The 15,650-nt window shown below is 69.6% G+C and carries 14 protein-coding genes; 5 read left to right on the top strand and 9 right to left on the bottom strand.

The genetic code is table 11. The features are described 5' to 3' along the window. Positions 1-3: 3 nt before the first annotated feature. A complete protein-coding gene (locus tag PH203_RS12555; protein WP_289920212.1) occupies positions 4-801 on the top strand; it encodes a sugar phosphate isomerase/epimerase family protein in 798 nt (265 codons plus the stop codon). A 49-nt stretch (positions 802-850) separates the two neighbouring features. On the opposite strand, the gene PH203_RS12560 is transcribed toward PH203_RS12555, so the two are convergent. The 8 genes from PH203_RS12560 to PH203_RS12595 form a co-directional block, all read right to left on the bottom strand. After that, complete coding sequence (locus tag PH203_RS12560) at positions 851-3,025, bottom strand: M48 family metallopeptidase (RefSeq protein ID WP_289919860.1); 2,175 nt, start codon at positions 3,023-3,025, stop codon at positions 851-853. Next, a complete protein-coding gene (locus PH203_RS12565) occupies positions 3,022-3,684 on the bottom strand; it encodes a sigma-70 family RNA polymerase sigma factor (protein WP_289919862.1) in 663 nt (220 codons plus the stop codon). The genes PH203_RS12560 and PH203_RS12565 overlap by 4 nt, the downstream gene beginning before the upstream one ends. Continuing rightward, a complete protein-coding gene (locus tag PH203_RS12570) occupies positions 3,681-3,884 on the bottom strand; it encodes a hypothetical protein (RefSeq protein ID WP_289919863.1) in 204 nt (67 codons plus the stop codon). The genes PH203_RS12565 and PH203_RS12570 overlap by 4 nt, the downstream gene beginning before the upstream one ends. A gap of 281 nt (positions 3,885-4,165) precedes the next feature. Further along, on the bottom strand, positions 4,166-4,561 hold the full coding sequence (gene rbsD, locus PH203_RS12575) for a D-ribose pyranase (protein ID WP_289919866.1): 396 nt from the start codon (positions 4,559-4,561) through the stop codon (positions 4,166-4,168). Then, entirely contained in the window at positions 4,558-5,460 is a 903-nt protein-coding gene (locus tag PH203_RS12580; protein WP_289919868.1) for a ribokinase, read from the bottom strand. Before PH203_RS12580 ends, rbsD begins: the two co-directional genes overlap by 4 nt. An 85-nt stretch (positions 5,461-5,545) precedes the next feature. Beyond that, positions 5,546-7,495: a substrate-binding domain-containing protein gene (locus PH203_RS12585; protein ID WP_289919871.1), complete on the bottom strand. Its 1,950-nt coding sequence runs from the start codon at positions 7,493-7,495 to the stop codon at positions 5,546-5,548. Next, the gene (locus PH203_RS12590) at positions 7,485-9,005 is read right to left on the bottom strand and encodes a sugar ABC transporter ATP-binding protein (RefSeq protein ID WP_289919874.1); all 1,521 of its coding nucleotides are present in this window, start codon (positions 9,003-9,005) and stop codon (positions 7,485-7,487) included. Before PH203_RS12590 ends, PH203_RS12585 begins: the two co-directional genes overlap by 11 nt. Then, positions 9,002-10,039 (bottom strand): LacI family DNA-binding transcriptional regulator, encoded by a 1,038-nt coding sequence (locus PH203_RS12595; protein WP_289919875.1) that lies wholly within the window; start codon positions 10,037-10,039, stop codon positions 9,002-9,004. The genes PH203_RS12590 and PH203_RS12595 overlap by 4 nt, the downstream gene beginning before the upstream one ends. A gap of 186 nt (positions 10,040-10,225) precedes the next feature. Between PH203_RS12595 and PH203_RS12600 the strand changes: the two genes are divergently transcribed. Beyond that, the gene (locus PH203_RS12600; protein WP_289919877.1) at positions 10,226-10,591 is read left to right on the top strand and encodes a hypothetical protein; all 366 of its coding nucleotides are present in this window, start codon (positions 10,226-10,228) and stop codon (positions 10,589-10,591) included. 79 nt (positions 10,592-10,670) lie between these two features. Here PH203_RS12600 and PH203_RS12605 read toward each other — a convergent pair whose 3' ends face one another. Next, complete coding sequence (locus PH203_RS12605) at positions 10,671-11,171, bottom strand: hypothetical protein (protein WP_289919879.1); 501 nt, start codon at positions 11,169-11,171, stop codon at positions 10,671-10,673. Between the two features lie 117 nt (positions 11,172-11,288). On the opposite strand from PH203_RS12605, the gene PH203_RS12610 reads away from it, so the two are divergent. The 3 genes from PH203_RS12610 to PH203_RS12620 all read left to right on the top strand — a co-directional run bounded on the left by PH203_RS12610 (position 11,289) and on the right by PH203_RS12620 (position 15,290). Then, positions 11,289-11,438, top strand: coding sequence for a hypothetical protein (locus PH203_RS12610; protein ID WP_289919882.1), 150 nt, complete (start codon positions 11,289-11,291; stop codon positions 11,436-11,438). A gap of 82 nt (positions 11,439-11,520) precedes the next feature. Continuing rightward, entirely contained in the window at positions 11,521-13,821 is a 2,301-nt protein-coding gene (locus PH203_RS12615) for an ATP-dependent RecD-like DNA helicase (protein ID WP_289919885.1), read from the top strand. Between the two features lie 179 nt (positions 13,822-14,000). Beyond that, positions 14,001-15,290: a citrate synthase gene (locus PH203_RS12620; RefSeq protein ID WP_289919887.1), complete on the top strand. Its 1,290-nt coding sequence runs from the start codon at positions 14,001-14,003 to the stop codon at positions 15,288-15,290. Positions 15,291-15,650 lie beyond the last annotated feature (360 nt).

The following is a 15,650-nucleotide window of genomic DNA, read 5'->3' on the forward strand; positions in this document are numbered from 1 at the left end:
CAGATGACGGTCAAGCAGCTGTCGATGCCGCAACTGGTCGACGCCTGCGGCCAGCTGGGCATCGTCAACGTCGGCCTGTGGCGCGAGCCCGTCCAGACGTACGGCCTGGAGGCGACCGCCAAGCTGGTCCGCGACGCGGGCCTGACGGTCACGACCCTGTGCCGCGGCGGCTTCTTCACGGCGATCGAACCGGAGGAGCGGGCGGCGGCCCTGGCCGACAACCGCCGCGCGATCGACGAGGCGGCGACGCTGGGCACGGACACCCTGGTCCTGGTCTCCGGCGGTCTGCCGGCCGGCTCGAAGGACCTGCACGGCGCCCGGGAGCGGATCGCCGACGCACTCGCCGAACTCGGCCCGTACGCGGAACAGCACGGCGTACGGCTGGCCATCGAGCCGCTCCACCCGATGTACGCCTCCGACCGCTGTGTGGTCTCCACCCTCAAGCAGGCCCTGGACCTCGCGGAACGCTTCCCCGCCCACCAGGTCGGCGTCACGGTCGACACGTACCACATCTGGTGGGACGACGACGCCCCCGCCCAGATCGCCCGAGCGGGCGCGTCCGACCGCATCCACACCTTCCAACTCGCCGACTGGACCACCCCGTTGCCCGAAGGCGTCCTCAACGGGCGGGGGCAGATCGGGGACGGGTCGATCGACATGCGGGAGTGGAAGCGGTACGTCGAGGACGCCGGGTACACCGGGGCCATCGAGGTCGAGCTGTTCAACGACCGGCTCTGGGAGCGGGACGGGCGGGAGCTTCTCGCGGAGACCGCGGCGCGGTTCGTGGAGCACGCGGGCTGATCTGCTCTTGACGGCCGCCCGGGACAGGGGAGTTCCGGGCGGCCGTTTCTCAGTCGTGGTTGGCGTTCCAGGCGTCCGCGATGGTCCAGGCGGCCAGGATCAGGGCCAGGGTCGCTCGGACGCCGCCGACTTTCGCGCGGGGGCTGTAGAGGGGGTACCCCACGGCGAACATCGTGATCACGATCAGCCAAGGGGCCACCTCACCCCTGCCGAGCTGGCCCAGTCGGCCGACCGCGCAGAAGGTGATGAAGAGGGCCGCGGCGGGGTTCAGCCACCGTCTCAGTCTGCGCGGCCGGCCAGGGCCGTACTTCGTCGGTTTCACGATCTGGAACAGGGCGACCAGGAGGATGGTCAGGAAAAGGGTGACCACGGACCACTTGATCGCGCCCGGGAACCAGATGGCGAGGAGCATGGTGAAGAAAATGAAAGCGCTGCCGCTGGCCAGCAGGATGACCGGGACGTCCCAGCCGGGTTTCTCCGGGGAGATCTCGGGAGACGGCGGGGAGAGGCGAGGGAGCGGGCGGTCGAGATCGACGCGTTCCCAGCGGAGCCGGTCACGCAGTACCCGGACATAGGCCGCCTGATAGGTCGCCGCCGAGAACAGATAGGACACTTCGGCGGGGTTCGAGAGGCGTGCCACGGCGTTGGCCGCCGCAGCTCCCCACATATGCCGGGGGAGGGCCGCTGACTGCTCCGCGAAAAGCAGTGCGTGGGAGGCCTTGGGGGAGATATGGGTTTCTTCCAGGATGCGCAGTAGGCCCGCGAAGGTCGGGGCGACGGTGCGGCCGTTTCCTTCCCGTGCGCGGTATGCGTTGTACACGTCGATCACGGCACGGAGCTTCGCCGGGTGTGCTTCCGCCTGCCACTTCTCCGCGAGGCCGAGCCATTCCGTCCGGGGAATCGGTCGGGTCGTCCCGTCGAGCGGCGGTGTGAAGTGATCGTGGTATTCCCTTGCGTGTTTCCGCTGCCGATGCAGGATCAAGGCCGATATCAGGGCGAGGATTCCCGCGCAGTACAGGACCGGCCTGGCCACCGCCTCGCCGAGGAGGGCCCAGACCGGCCAGATGAAGAACGCGAACCCGCTGATGGAGAGCATCACCTCGACCGCTCGGGAACCCGCGCGGTACGGCGCGTACGAGGTGGGCGGCAAGGTCGCCTGCCGGAGATGCGCGTACGCCGCCGAATCCGTCACCGCCAGGTCTGTCACGGCCGCGGGCCCGGTGACGGAATGTGTCACCCCAGCCGGGTTCAGCGCGGCCAACCGCTTCTCCAACGGCGGATGCGAATCCCGCCGAGGGCTGCGGCTCGGTGGCACGACCTGGGGAAGACGTCCGGAGTCCTGCAACAGGGCGCCGAATGTTTCGTACGGATCATCGGGAGTCCGGCCGTACGCGTGCAGAGGGTCCAGTATTCCCGTCCGGTACGCCTTCCAGGAGACGGCGACCGTGTGCGAGGAGAGAAGCGACCTCGCCATGACGTCATTTCCGACGATCTCGGCGGCTGCGCGGTCCGCCTCGTACTCCTGGCGTCGCCGGATCGCCAGGGTCACCAGGTCGTAGAAGGAGCGGTAGAGCGAGATGACCCGGCGCTGTACGGACGCGAGAGAACGGATCGAGGTGTCGACCGGGGAGACGTCGCTCACCGGAAGGACTGCGTGGTCGAGTTCCGTCAGCAATTCGCCCAGAAGTGCCGAACCCCGGTAGATCGTATTGCTGAACGGTGCGTGGCGGCGCGCGTAATGGCCCAGTTCGTGGCAGAGCACCGCCCGTAACTGATCGGTCGGCAGTCCCACGAGCAGGGGGACCCCGATGCACATGTGCCGAACACGCCTCGGGCGCCGGAAGAGGCGGTGGACCTCGTGCACGGACGCGTTGGCGTGCGGAGTGAGCCACAGGTGCGTCGGCGCCGACGTCCCCATCGAGCGCGCGACGTCCGCCACCAGATCCCTCAACTGCGGTGCGTCGGCGGGGGAGATGAGTTCCGCCGACTCCGGCAGGCCGCCCGTACGGCGGACTCCGCGCACGGCACGGGCATCTGCCGCGAGGAGCGGGAAGACCACCACTCCCAGGAAGATGAACGCGGGTGGCGCCCAGAAGAACACCACGACGGTGAAGCCGCCGATGAAGAACAGCCAGTAGCCGATCAGCAGGGCCAGCAGCAGCGAGCCCACCACCAACAGCCCGATGACCACAAGCACGAGAGCCTCGCGCAGCAGATGTCTCACCGGGCGCCCTCGCCCGAACCGCAGGCGGCCGTCAGCCAGTTCTCCGCCTGCCGCAGCAGACTGCTCAACGGGTCACGGGACAGTGCCGTGCTCTCCACCCGCACATCACCGGTCGAGGACATCAACGCATCGCCACCACCGGGAAGTTCACCCACCGGCAGCCCCAACTCCCGCCCCAGCCGCCCGCGTGCCTTACGCAGACTCCCCGCGACACTGCTGCGTTTGATGTCCAGCAACTCCGCGATCTCCTGCTGTGGCATCCCCTGGAGGCAGTGCAGCACCAGGACTTGGCGCTGCCGGTCCGGCAACCCCTTGAGGGCGGCCAGCACTTGGCGGGCCTCGGAGGTCTCCTCCACACTCGCCGTCGGCGCCGGTTCGATCTCCAGCGTGTGCTGGCGGAACCACGTCCGGCGGGCCCGGTTGAGCCGCTGGGTCATGACCTTGTACGCCCACGCCTCGGGTGCCTCGTAGTGCGACACCCGGTCCCAGTAGCGGAACAGCTCGGCGTACGCCTCCTGCACCGCGTCCTCCGCCTCCTCGCGGTGGCGCCACAGCAGCAGCGCCCGCGCCCGCATCCGTGGATACGTTCGCTGGAAGAACACGTCGAAGTCCTCGCGCGCCCCGGAGATCTCGCTGCCCCCCTCGACGGTGTGCGTCACCGCTCGTCCTCCCACACGTCCTCGCGCGCGGCCCGGTACCGGTACTCGACGACGGTGCCCGCGCGGTGGAAGCGAAATGTGCGCGCCACGATACGGCGGCGGGTTCGGCGACCGGACCCCGATCGCACAATCCGCACGACCGCCTCCCAGCTCGCCCCCACAGCCGCGATCACGGCCGGGTCGAGCACCCAGTGCTCCACGCTGCTCACCTCTCCCGGTGGTTGTTCTGACACCGGGTAACAGCACGTGGCGGCCGAGATGTTTACCGAGGGGCGCGAGTGAGTCGTGTGCGCCGTACCGACACCGAAAAAATCTTCGCGAACCCGTGCAACCCTTCCTCCACCTCGCGGGTCGTACTTGGCATCAGGACTTCTGGGGAGGGGATCTGGGGGGATCGCGGGGGTTCTGATACGGAGGGGAAACCCGAGGGGGCCTGGTCGACGGACCAGGCCCCCTCGAAGCATTCCGGATCATTCCCGGGTCAGAAGAACACCCCGCACCTCAGCAGCACATTCGCGTACGGACGTGCTTCACCCGTCCTCACGACCAGCCGGGCGCCCGCCGACAGCTCCTTGAGCCGCTCGTGCGACACGAACTCCAGGTCGCCCTCGCCGAAGTGACCGTCCAGCAGCTCCGCCGCCCCCGGATTCGCGTCCCGCACCTCCGCCGCGGCCGTCGCCCCCTCGACCACCAGCTCGGCCAGCAGCCCCTCCACCACCTCGGCGAAGGACGGCACCCCCGCCCGGAAGGCGAGGTCGACGACCCGAGGGCCCACGGGTATCGGCATACCGGCGTCGCACACCAGCACCCCGTCCCCGTGCCCCAACTCCGCGAGCGCGCCCGACAGATGACGGTTGAGGATTCCCGCCTTCTTCACAGCGCGTCGACCTCCGCCGCCGTCGGGAACGACACCTGCGCGCCCTCCTTCGTCACCGCGGCCGCCCCGACCCGCGCCGCGTACGCCGCCGCGTCGGCCAGGGACGCCCCGGCACCGAGCCGGTACGCCAGCGCCGCCGTGAAGGCATCGCCCGCGCCGGTCGTGTCCACGGCGTCCACCTTCACGGACGGGACGCGCGCGACCCCCGCGGAAGAGGCCACCAGCGCACCCTCCGACCCGAGCGTCACGACCACCGAGCGCGGTCCCTTCGCGAGCAGGATCCGCGCCCAGTCCTCGGGCGAGTCACCCACCGCCGCGTCACCGAGGATCACCTTCGCCTCGTGCTCGTTGACGATCAGCGGATCGCACGCGGCCAGCACCTCGGTCGGCAGCGGCCGCGGCGGCGACGGGTTCAGTACGAAACGGCTGTCGGGGGCGAGACTCCGTACGACCTCCAGGACCGTCTCCAGCGGGATCTCCAGCTGGACGGAGACGACGTGGGAGGCGTGGAACAGGCTGCCCGCGGCACGGACGTCCTCCGGCGTCAGCCGGCCGTTCGCACCCGGCGACACCACGATGCTGTTGTCGCCGGACGGGTCCACGGTGATCAGCGCGACCCCCGTCGGCGCCCCGCCCACCAGCACGCCCACCGTGTCGACCCCGGCCGAGCGCTGCGAGTCCAGCAGCAGCCGGCCGTACGCGTCGTCGCCGACGCGGGCCAGCAGGGCCGTACGGGCGCCGAGGCGGGCGGCCGCGACGGCCTGGTTGGCGCCCTTGCCGCCCGGGTGGACGGCGAGGTCGGTGCCGAGCACGGTCTCCCCGGCGCCCGGCCGGCGCTCGACGCCGATCACCAGGTCGGCGTTGGCGGATCCCACGACCAGCAGGTCGTAGTCGTACATGAAAATGCTCCCCTGTGAAGTGACTTGAGGCGGGCGGGTCCCCGTGAGGAGGACCCGCCCGCCTTGCGGTCTCGGCCCGCCGGCCTCAGCCCGTGAACCCGGCCACGTTCTGCGCCGTGACCACCTTCACCGGCACCATGACCGACTTCGCGACCTTCTCGCCCTTCGCGGCCTTCACCGCGTTCTGCACGGCGATCCTGCCGAGTTCGGACGGCTGCTGCGCCACGGACGCGTACAGCGTGCCTGCCTTGACGGCCTTCAGACCGTCATCGGTTCCGTCGAAACCGATGACCTGGACCGACTTCCCGGCCTTGGAACCCAGCGCCTTGATCGCGCCGAGCGCCATCTCGTCGTTCTCCGCGAAGACACCGGAGATGCCGGGGTTGGCCTGGAGCAGGTTGGTCATGACGTCCAGGCCCTTGGTGCGGTCCCAGTCGGCGGGCTGCTTGGCGACGACCTCGATGCCCGGGTAGGCCTTGAGCCCCTCGGCGAAACCGGCGCCGCGCTCCCGGCTGGCGGAGGTGCCGGCCATGCCCTGGAGGATCACGATCCGGCCCTTGCCGCCCAGCTTCTCGGCGAGCGCCTTGGCGGCGAGCTTGCCGCCGGTGGTGTTGTCGGAGGCGACCAGGGCGGCGGTGGAGGCGTTGTTGACCGCGCGGTCGACGGCCACCAGCGGGATGTCCGCCTTGTTGACGGCCTTCGCCGCCGGGGTCACCGCGTCGGAGTCCACCGGGTTGACGATGATCGTGCCGAGCCCCGAACTGGTGAAGTTCTCCAGCTGGTTGGCCTGCTGCGAGGCGTCGTTCTGCGCGTCGGTGACCGTCAGGTCCACGCCCAGCTTCTTCGCCTCGGCCTGCGCGCCGGAACGGATCGACACGAAGAACGGGTTGTTGAGGGTCGACAGCGACAGACCGATCCGCTGCGACTTCCCCGCGTCCGAGGAACCGCTGTGCAGCAGAGACGTGGCGCCGACGATCGCCGCCGCGACCACGGCCGCCAGCACGTAGGTCGCCGCCTGCTTGCCCTTGTTGCCGCCCGTACCGGCCGCGACCGGGGTCGCCCCCGCCTTGCGGCGGACCGTGTCGAGCAGCACCGCCAGCGCGATGACGACACCGATGACGACCTGCTGCCAGAACGCGGACACGGACAGGAGGTTGAGGCCGTTCCGCAGCACCGCGAGGATCAGCGCGCCGATGAGCGTGCCCGACGCCTTGCCCGTGCCGCCCGCCAGCGACGCGCCGCCGATGACGACGGCCGCGATCGCGTCCAGCTCGTAACCCTGCGCGGCCTGCGGCTGCGCGGAGGAGAGACGGGCGGCGAGCACGATGCCCGCGGCGGCCGCGAACAGGCCCGAGAAGGCGTAGATCGCGAGCTTCTGCTTCTTCACCCGCAGACCGGAGAGGCGGGCCGCCTCCTCGTTGCCGCCGATCGCGTACATCGAACGCCCGATGTACGTCCGCCCCAGCACGAACGCCGTGATGAGCCCCATGCCGACCATCACCAGCACGGGCACCGGCAGCCAGCCGCCGAGCGTGTCACCGAGGTGCGAGACCGAGGACGGGAAGGCGATCGGGGAGCCCTGCGAGATCACCAGCGACAGACCGCGCGCCACCGACAGCATGGCGAGCGTCGCGATGAACGGCGGCAGTTTGCCGTACGAGATCAGGAAGCCGTTGACCAGACCGCACGCTATGCCGGTCGCGATCGCGAGCAGTACGGCCAGGAAGACCGGCACGCCCTCCGAAGTTGCGCTCCAGGCGAGGACGGTGGCCGACAGGGCGGCGACCGAGCCGACCGACAGGTCGATGCCCGCCGAGACGATCACGAAGGTCACACCGAAGGCGAGGATGGCCGTCACGGCCGCCTGGACGCCGACGTTGAGGAGGTTGTCCGTCGTCAGGAAGTCGCCGGACAGCGCCGACATCGCGATGACGAGGACGATCAGCGCGGTCAGCGCGCCGTTGTCGAGGAGCAGTCTGCGAAGCCCCGAGGCGCCACTCGCGCCCGGCGTGCTCTTGAGCGTGTCAGTGGCCACGGGGGGCCTCCTTCTTGCTGGTGGGGGTGGAGACGGCGAGCGCCATGACGGCGTCCTGGGTGGCCTCGTCGGCGGGGAGTTCGCCCGCGATCCGGCCCTGGGCCATGACCAGGACCCGGTCGCTCATGCCGAGGACCTCGGGCAGATCGCTGGAGATCATGAGCACGGCCGCGCCCTGCGCGGTGAGTTCGTTGATCAGCTGGTAGATCTCGACCTTCGCGCCGACGTCGATGCCGCGCGTCGGCTCGTCGAGGATCAGCACCCTGGTGTCGGCCAGCAGCCACTTGCCGATGACGACCTTCTGCTGGTTGCCGCCGGACAACGTCCTCACGTGCTGGCCGAGTCCCGCCATCCGCACGCCCAGCTGCCCGGCGATCCGGGCGGCGGCCTCCCGCTGCCCCTTGAGGTCGACGAGCCCCGCGCGCGTGGCCGAACGCAGCGTCACCAGACCGAGGTTCTCCTCGACGGACGCGTCCAGCACGAGCCCCTGGCCCTTGCGGTCCTCGGGGACGAGCCCGATCCCGGCGGTCATGGCCGCGTTGACGTCGTGCTTGCCGACGGGCGAGCCGGCGACCTTCACGGTCCCCTTGTCGTAGGGGTCGGCCCCGAAGACCGCCCGTACGACCTCGGTACGGCCCGCCCCGACCAGACCGGCGATCCCGACGACCTCACCGGCGTGCACCTCGAAGGTCACGTCGTGGAAGACACCGTCCCGGGTGAGCCCCTCGACCGACAGCAACGCGGCGCCCTTCTCGGGCACTTCACGCGGGTACTGCTGCTCGATCGACCGTCCCACCATGAGCCGTACGAGCTCGTCCTCGGGCGTGGAAGCGGGCACCTGCCCGACGGACCTGCCGTCGCGGATGACCGTGACCCGGTCGCCGAGGGCGGCGATCTCCTCCAGGTGATGGGTGATGAAGACGATCCCGACGCCGTCCTCGCGCAGCTTCCGCACGATGGCGAAGAGCTTCTCGACCTCCTCCGAGGTGAGCACGGCGGTCGGCTCGTCCATGATCAGGACGCGTGCGTTCAGGCTCAGCGCCTTGGCGATCTCGACCATCTGGAGGCGGGCGATACCGAGTTCACGGACCCGCGTGCGGGGCGAGACGTCGACGCCCACGCGCGCGAGGAGCACCTCGGCGTCGGCCTCCATCCGCTTGCGGTCGATCATGCCGAGGCGGCGCGGCTGGCGGCCCAGGAAGATGTTCTCGGCGACCGTGAGATCGGGGACGAGGTTGAACTCCTGGTAGATGGTGGCGATCCCGAGGCGCTCGGAGTCCTGCGCACCATGGATGCGCACCTCCTCGCCGGCGGCCAGGATGCGGCCCTCGTCGGGCGTGTAGGCGCCGGAGAGCATCTTGATGAGGGTGCTCTTGCCCGCGCCGTTCTCACCGAGGAGCACATGCACCTCGCCGCGGCGCAGATCGAAGTCGACGCCGTCGAGCGCGACCACGCCGGGGAAGGCCTTCCTCATGCCCTCGATGCGCAGCAACTCGTCCTGGTTGCTCACGACTGGCTCCTGTTCTGTGCGGGTGCCGACTCGGGGGAAGCCGGCTGCTCGCCGCACGAGCGGCGTACGACGAGACGGGCGGGAAGAGTGACGGACTGCGGGGGCCGTCCCTCGATGCGGTCGACCAGGGCCCTCACTGCGGCCCGGCCCAGCTCGCCCGTCGGCTGGGCGACCGCGGTGATCGGCGGATCGGTGTGCACGAACCACGGGATGTCGTCGAACGCGGCGAGCCCGATGTCCTCCGGGACCCGCAGCCCACGCGCGCGTACGGCGTCCAGGGCGCCGAGCGCCATCAGGTTGTCGGCCGCGAAGACGACCTCGGGCGGCTCGGGCAGATCGAGGAAGCCCTCGGTGACCCGGCGCCCGCTCTCGGCCTGGAAGTCGCCCTGCCCCGTGTAGGCGTCGGGGAGTTCGAGACCGAACGCGTGCAGGGCCTCCCTGAAGGCCTCCACACGCTCACGGCCCGTCGTGGTCGCCGCCGGTCCCGCGATGATGGCGAGCCGCCGGTGCCCGAGCGCGTGCAGATGCGCGACGAGGTCACGCACGGCGTCCCGCCCGTCGGACCGGACGACCGGCACGTCCACGCCCGGGATCCACCGGTCGACGAAGACCATCGGCGTCCCCGCGCGCGCGGCGTCCAGCATCAGCGGGGAGCCGCCGTCGGTGGGGGAGACGAGGAGGCCGTCGATACGGCGGTCGAGGAGGGTCCGTACGTGGTGGTCCTGGAGGTCCGGCCGCTCGTCGGCGTTGCCGATGATGACGCTGTACCCCAGCGCGCGGGCCTCCTCCTCGACGGAGCGGGCCAGCTCGGTGAAGTACGGGTTCATGACGTCGCTGATGACCAGGCCGAGGGTGCGGGTCTGGTCGGTGCGCAGCGAACGGGCGACGGCGTTCGGGCGGTAGCCCAGCGCCTCGACAGCGGCCAGCACGCGCGTGCGTGCGTCCTCGCTGACCGACGGATGGTCGTTCAGGACGCGTGACACCGTGGCGACGGAGACCCCCGCCTCGGCAGCGACGTCCTTGATGCTCGCCATCGCCGCTCCACCTCCTCGTGGAATCGATTACACGACTTCGTGTACCGAGGATTGGAATCGATTACACGGCGGTTGACAAGACCCCGAGACCGGATCGTGATGTCGCGCTCCGCGGCGGCTCGGATCAGGCTGGAAGGAGCACAGCGTGTCGCGTCCAGGCCCCGGCGGGCCGGAGACGGAGGAGTCATGACGTCGGCGACTCGAAGCGACGTCCCCGTCGCGATGGAAGGCGACGGGGTCGAACTGCGCATGGCGCCCATCGGCGGCGGTATGTCGGTCGGTTACATCCACCTGCCCCAGGGCGCCGATCTGGGCCCGGCCCTCAAGGGCATGCCCGACGACGCCTGCCAGTGCCCGCACTGGGGCTATCTGCTCAAGGGCAAGGTGCGGATGCGCACGGCCTCGGGCTCGGAGATCTACGAGGCCGGCCAGGCCTACTACTGGGGCCCCGGCCATGTCCCGGAGGCACTGGAGGACAGCGATTTCGTGGAGTTCTCCCCGACGGAGGAGTTCGAGACGGTGATCAACTACGTGAAGGCGCAGACGGGTTGAGCGGCAGGCCGGCCGCCCGGCGCGCGGCCGCCGCATGGTGGGGCGCACCCCAGGCGCGGGCGACGCGCTCGGCCGGGGCCTACACCTCCACCGCGCGCCGCTCCTCGCCGAGGAACCGGTACAGATCCCCGAGGGCCTGGGCGAGCGGACGCCTGGCACAGGCCCCGCCGGCCGTCCCCGCGAACTGCTCCCGCGGCGGCAGCAGGTGTCCGACCAGCAGGCGTGCGGTGCTCCGGCCGTCGAGCAGGACGGAGAGTCCGGCGCGGTGGTCGAGCTCCATGCCGTAGAGGTGGTCGGCCACCGGCCGCGTGGGGAAGCCCATGGCCCGCATCTCCTCCACCCGCCCCAACCGGGCCAGGACGAGCGCCGGCGCCACCGTCACCGGGGCCCCGACGGCCCGGTGCACCGCGCGGACGTCGGCCTCGATCTCCGCCTCCCGGCCCTGGGTGAGCCGGATCGTCCACAGGCCGAGCGTGCGCGGGGCGGTGGCATGGTGCGCCCCGACCCGCTGGAACGGCCCGTCCGCCTCGGCACACCGGGCCTCCGCCTCCTCGAACCGCCCGGCGACCGTGGTCGGCATGGCGTATCTGCAACGCCGAGGTCTGCCACGCCCGAAGGCGGAGTGGGACCGGTTCCGCGAGCTCGCGCGGTCCGCCCGACGGCACGGTCCGCCCGACGGCACGGTCCGGCCTGATCCATGGCGAGCCTGGCACTGGCGGCGAGTCTCCTGACCGCCGCGATCGTGACGGCGATCCGGCTCGCCCGTCGGCCCCCGTGCACCCCGCCCGACGGGGACCGCATACGGAACGTGATCCGCTCCCCGCACCACTGCCCCCGTATCCGCTGAGCCGCACCACTGCCCCCGTATCCGTCGGCCCCGCCTGTGGATACCCCCGCCCGTTGTCACACCCCGCCGGTACCGTCGGATCATGGCTCAACAGGCGGGGAACTCCACGGGCGAACGACGACTCGCCGTCCTCGAAGGCGTCCTGGAACGGATCACGTACGCCAACGAGGACAACGGCTACACCGTCGCCCGCGTCGACACCGGCAGAGGCGGCGGTGACCTCCTCACGGTCGTCGGTGCGCTGCTCGGCGCCCAGGTGGGGGAGTCCCTCCGGATGGAAGGCCGTTGGGGCTCCCACCCCCAGTACGGCAAGCAGTTCACCGTGGAGAACTACACGACGGTCCTGCCGGCCACCGTCCAGGGCATCCGCCGCTATCTGGGCTCCGGGCTGGTCAAGGGCATCGGCCCGGTCTTCGCCGACCGCATCACCCAGCACTTCGGCCTGGACACCCTGCAGATCATCGAGGAGGAGCCGAAGCGGCTCATCGAGGTCCCCGGGCTCGGCCCGAAGCGGACGAAGAAGATCGCCGACGCCTGGGAGGAGCAGAAGGCGATCAAGGAGGTCATGCTCTTCCTCCAGACCGTCGAGGTGTCGACGTCCATCGCGGTCCGGATCTACAAGAAGTACGGCGACGCCTCGATCTCCGTCGTCAAGAACCAGCCCTACCGCCTCGCCTCTGACGTCTGGGGCATCGGCTTCCTCACCGCCGACAAGATCGCCCAGTCCGTCGGCATCCCGCACGACAGCCCGGAGCGGGTCAAGGCCGGTCTCCAGTACGCCCTTTCGCAGTCCACCGACCAGGGCCACTGCTATCTCCCCGAGGAGCGGCTGATCGCCGACGCGGTCAAGCTCCTCCAGGTCGACACCGGCCTGGTCATCGAGTGCCTCGCCGAACTCGCCGAGCCCGACGAGGACACCGGCGAATCCGGTGTCGTACGGGAAAAAGTGCCCGGGGAGCACGGCGAACCCGTCACCGCCATCTACCTCGTCCCCTTCCACCGCGCCGAACTCTCCCTCTCCGCCCAGCTGTTGCGCCTCCTGCGCACCGAAGAGGACCGCATGCCCGGCTTCCACGACGTGGCTTGGGACAAGGCGCTCGGCTGGCTCAAGGGCCGTACCGGCGCCGATCTCGCCCCCGAGCAGGAGGCCGCGGTCCGGCTCGCGCTCACCGAGAAGGTCGCGGTCCTCACCGGAGGCCCGGGCTGCGGCAAGTCCTTCACGGTCCGCTCGATCGTGGAGCTGGCCCGCGCGAAGAAGGCCAGGGTCGTGCTCGCCGCCCCCACGGGGCGTGCCGCCAAGCGGCTCGCCGAGCTCACCGGCGCCGAGGCGTCCACCGTCCACCGCCTGCTGGAGCTGAAGCCCGGCGGCGACGCGGCGTACGACAAGGACCGTCCGCTGGAGGCCGACCTGGTGGTGGTCGACGAGGCGTCGATGCTGGACCTGCTGCTCGCCAACAAGCTGGTGAAGGCCGTACCGCCGGGCGCGCATCTGCTCTTCGTGGGAGACGTCGACCAGCTCCCCAGTGTCGGAGCGGGGGAGGTCCTGCGGGATCTGCTCGCCGAGGGCAGCCCCATCCCCGCCGTCCGCCTCACACGCGTGTTCCGGCAGGCCCAGCAGTCCGGTGTCGTCACCAACGCGCACCGGATCAACTCCGGGCAGCACCCCGTCACCGACGGCATGAAGGACTTCTTCCTCTTCGTCGAGGACGACACCGAGGAGGCGGGGCGGCTCACGGTCGATGTCGCGGCCCGTCGAATTCCGGCCAAATTCGGGCTCGACCCCCGCCGGGACGTCCAGGTGCTCGCCCCCATGCACCGAGGTCCCGCCGGTGCCGGCAACCTCAACGGCCTGTTGCAGCAGGCCATCACGCCGGGCCGCCCCGATCTGGCGGAGAAGCGGTTCGGCGGCCGGGTCTTCCGCGTCGGCGACAAGGTCACCCAGATTCGCAACAATTACGAGAAAGGGAAGAACGGTGTCTTCAACGGCACCGTGGGCGTCGTCACCTCACTCGACCCGGTCGACCAGCGACTCACGGTGCTGACGGACGAGGACGAGGAGGTTCCGTACGAATTCGACGAACTGGACGAACTGGCCCATGCGTACGCGGTGACCATCCACCGCTCGCAGGGCAGTGAATATCCCGCCGTCGTGATCCCCGTCACCACCGGAGCATGGATGATGCTCCAGCGGAACCTGCTGTACACGGCGGTGACCCGGGCCAAGAAGCTGGTCGTCCTCGTCGGTTCACGCAAGGCGATCGGTCAGGCGGTACGCACGGTGTCGGCGGGGCGGCGGTGCACGGCCCTCGATTTCAGGCTCAGTGGACTCGGGCTCAGTGGATTCGGACTCAGTGGAAAAAATGATCGATCAAATGAGTCATGAAGGTCACAGAACCCTTCCGGAACCGGGCGAGGAGGGGCAGGATGGGCAAGCTGGCGGCACTGAGTGCCGCCAATCAGCCCAATGCTCGACCCCGAGTGCACTCACCTGCGCCAAATGGGGGATGGTAGAGACAGTCAGGGCAACCTCGAAGATGAGGCACAACGTCGGTGAGGGAAGACGTGAGCGACAACTCAGTAGTACTGCGGTACGGCGACGGCGAGTACACCTACCCGGTGATCGACAGCACCGTCGGCGACAAGGGCTTCGACATCGGCAAGCTCCGCGCCCAGACCGGTCTGGTGACGCTGGACAGCGGCTACGGCAACACCGCGGCCTATAAATCCGCCATCACCTACCTCGACGGTGAGGCGGGCATCCTCCGCTACCGCGGCTACCCGATCGAGCAGCTGGCCGAGCGCGCCACTTTCCTGGAGGTCGCCTACCTGCTGATCAACGGTGAGCTGCCGACCGTCGACGAGCTCACCTCGTTCAAGAACGAGATCACGCAGCACACCCTGCTGCACGAGGACGTCAAGAACTTCTACCGTGGCTTCCCGCGCGACGCCCACCCGATGGCGATGCTGTCGTCGGTCGTCTCCGCGCTCTCCAGCTTCTACCAGGACAGCCACAACCCGTTCGACGAGAACCAGCGCAACCTCTCGACGATCCGCCTGCTCGCCAAGCTTCCGACGATCGCGGCGTACGCGTACAAGAAGTCGATCGGCCACCCGTTCGTCTACCCGCGCAACGACCTCGGTTACGTCGAGAACTTCCTCCGGATGACCTTCTCGGTCCCGGCGCAGGAGTACGAGCTCGACCCGGTCGTCGTCTCCGCGCTCGACAAGCTGCTGATCCTGCACGCGGACCACGAGCAGAACTGTTCGACGTCGACGGTCCGCCTCGTGGGCTCGTCCCAGGCGAACATGTTCGCCTCGATCTCCGCTGGCATCTCCGCCCTGTGGGGCCCGCTGCACGGCGGCGCCAACCAGTCCGTCCTGGAGATGCTCGAGGGCATCCAGGCCAACGGCGGCGATGTCGACTCCTTCATCCGCAAGGTGAAGAACAAGGAGGACGGCGTCCGCCTGATGGGCTTCGGCCACCGGGTGTACAAGTCCTTCGACCCGCGCGCGAAGATCATCAAGGCCGCCGCGCACGACGTCCTCTCGGCCCTCGGCAAGTCCGACGAGCTGCTGGACATCGCCCTGAAGCTGGAGGAGCACGCGCTCTCGGACGACTACTTCGTCTCGCGCAACCTCTACCCCAACGTCGACTTCTACACCGGCCTGATCTACCGGGCCATGGGCTTCCCGACCGAGATGTTCACGGTCCTGTTCGCCCTCGGCCGCCTTCCGGGCTGGATCGCCCAGTGGCACGAGATGATCAAGGAGCCGGGCTCCCGCATCGGCCGCCCGCGCCAGATCTACACCGGCGTCGTCGAGCGCGACTTCGTCCCGGTCGAAGAGCGCTGAGCCGAACCGCAGAACTCCGAGCCGCAGAGCGCTGATTCGCTCCCGGAACGACAAGGCCCCGTACACGGTGAACGTGTACGGGGCCTTCGTACGTACTCAAGGGTGGGCGCAGGGCATGACAGGACAGCAGAAGGCGCCCCGGCGTCAGTCCCCCCACGGGCCGACGACCAGGGCGCCTTCCCATGTCCCGGTGCGGATTCCCCCCACGGGATCCGGCCGGGCGTTTGAGAGACCAGCGCCTGAATTCGCTGTCTTTCGGTACTGCAGTTGTTCGGTACTGCGTTTTTCGGTACTGCCAGGTGGTGCTCTGGTGTGCGATCTGCCGGGACAGCGCACGGTCGGGAGGGCCGCTCAAAGCTT

This window comes from Streptomyces sp. S.PB5, assembly GCF_030403745.1.
Taxonomy (GTDB): Bacteria; Actinomycetota; Actinomycetes; order Streptomycetales; family Streptomycetaceae; genus Streptomyces.

Excerpts from the sequence above, each read along its gene's own strand:
- PH203_RS12555 (WP_289920212.1), top strand. The coding sequence starts at position 4 with ATGACGGTCAAGCAGCTGTCGATGCCGCAACTGGTCGACGCCTGCGGC.
- PH203_RS12580 (WP_289919868.1), bottom strand. The coding sequence starts at position 5,460 with ATGTACGACTACGACCTGCTGGTCGTGGGATCCGCCAACGCCGACCTG.
- PH203_RS12595 (WP_289919875.1), bottom strand. The coding sequence starts at position 10,039 with ATGGCGAGCATCAAGGACGTCGCTGCCGAGGCGGGGGTCTCCGTCGCC.
- PH203_RS12600 (WP_289919877.1), top strand. The coding sequence starts at position 10,226 with ATGACGTCGGCGACTCGAAGCGACGTCCCCGTCGCGATGGAAGGCGAC.
- PH203_RS12605 (WP_289919879.1), bottom strand. The coding sequence starts at position 11,171 with ATGCCGACCACGGTCGCCGGGCGGTTCGAGGAGGCGGAGGCCCGGTGT.
- PH203_RS12610 (WP_289919882.1), top strand. The coding sequence starts at position 11,289 with ATGGCGAGCCTGGCACTGGCGGCGAGTCTCCTGACCGCCGCGATCGTG.
- PH203_RS12615 (WP_289919885.1), top strand. The coding sequence starts at position 11,521 with ATGGCTCAACAGGCGGGGAACTCCACGGGCGAACGACGACTCGCCGTC.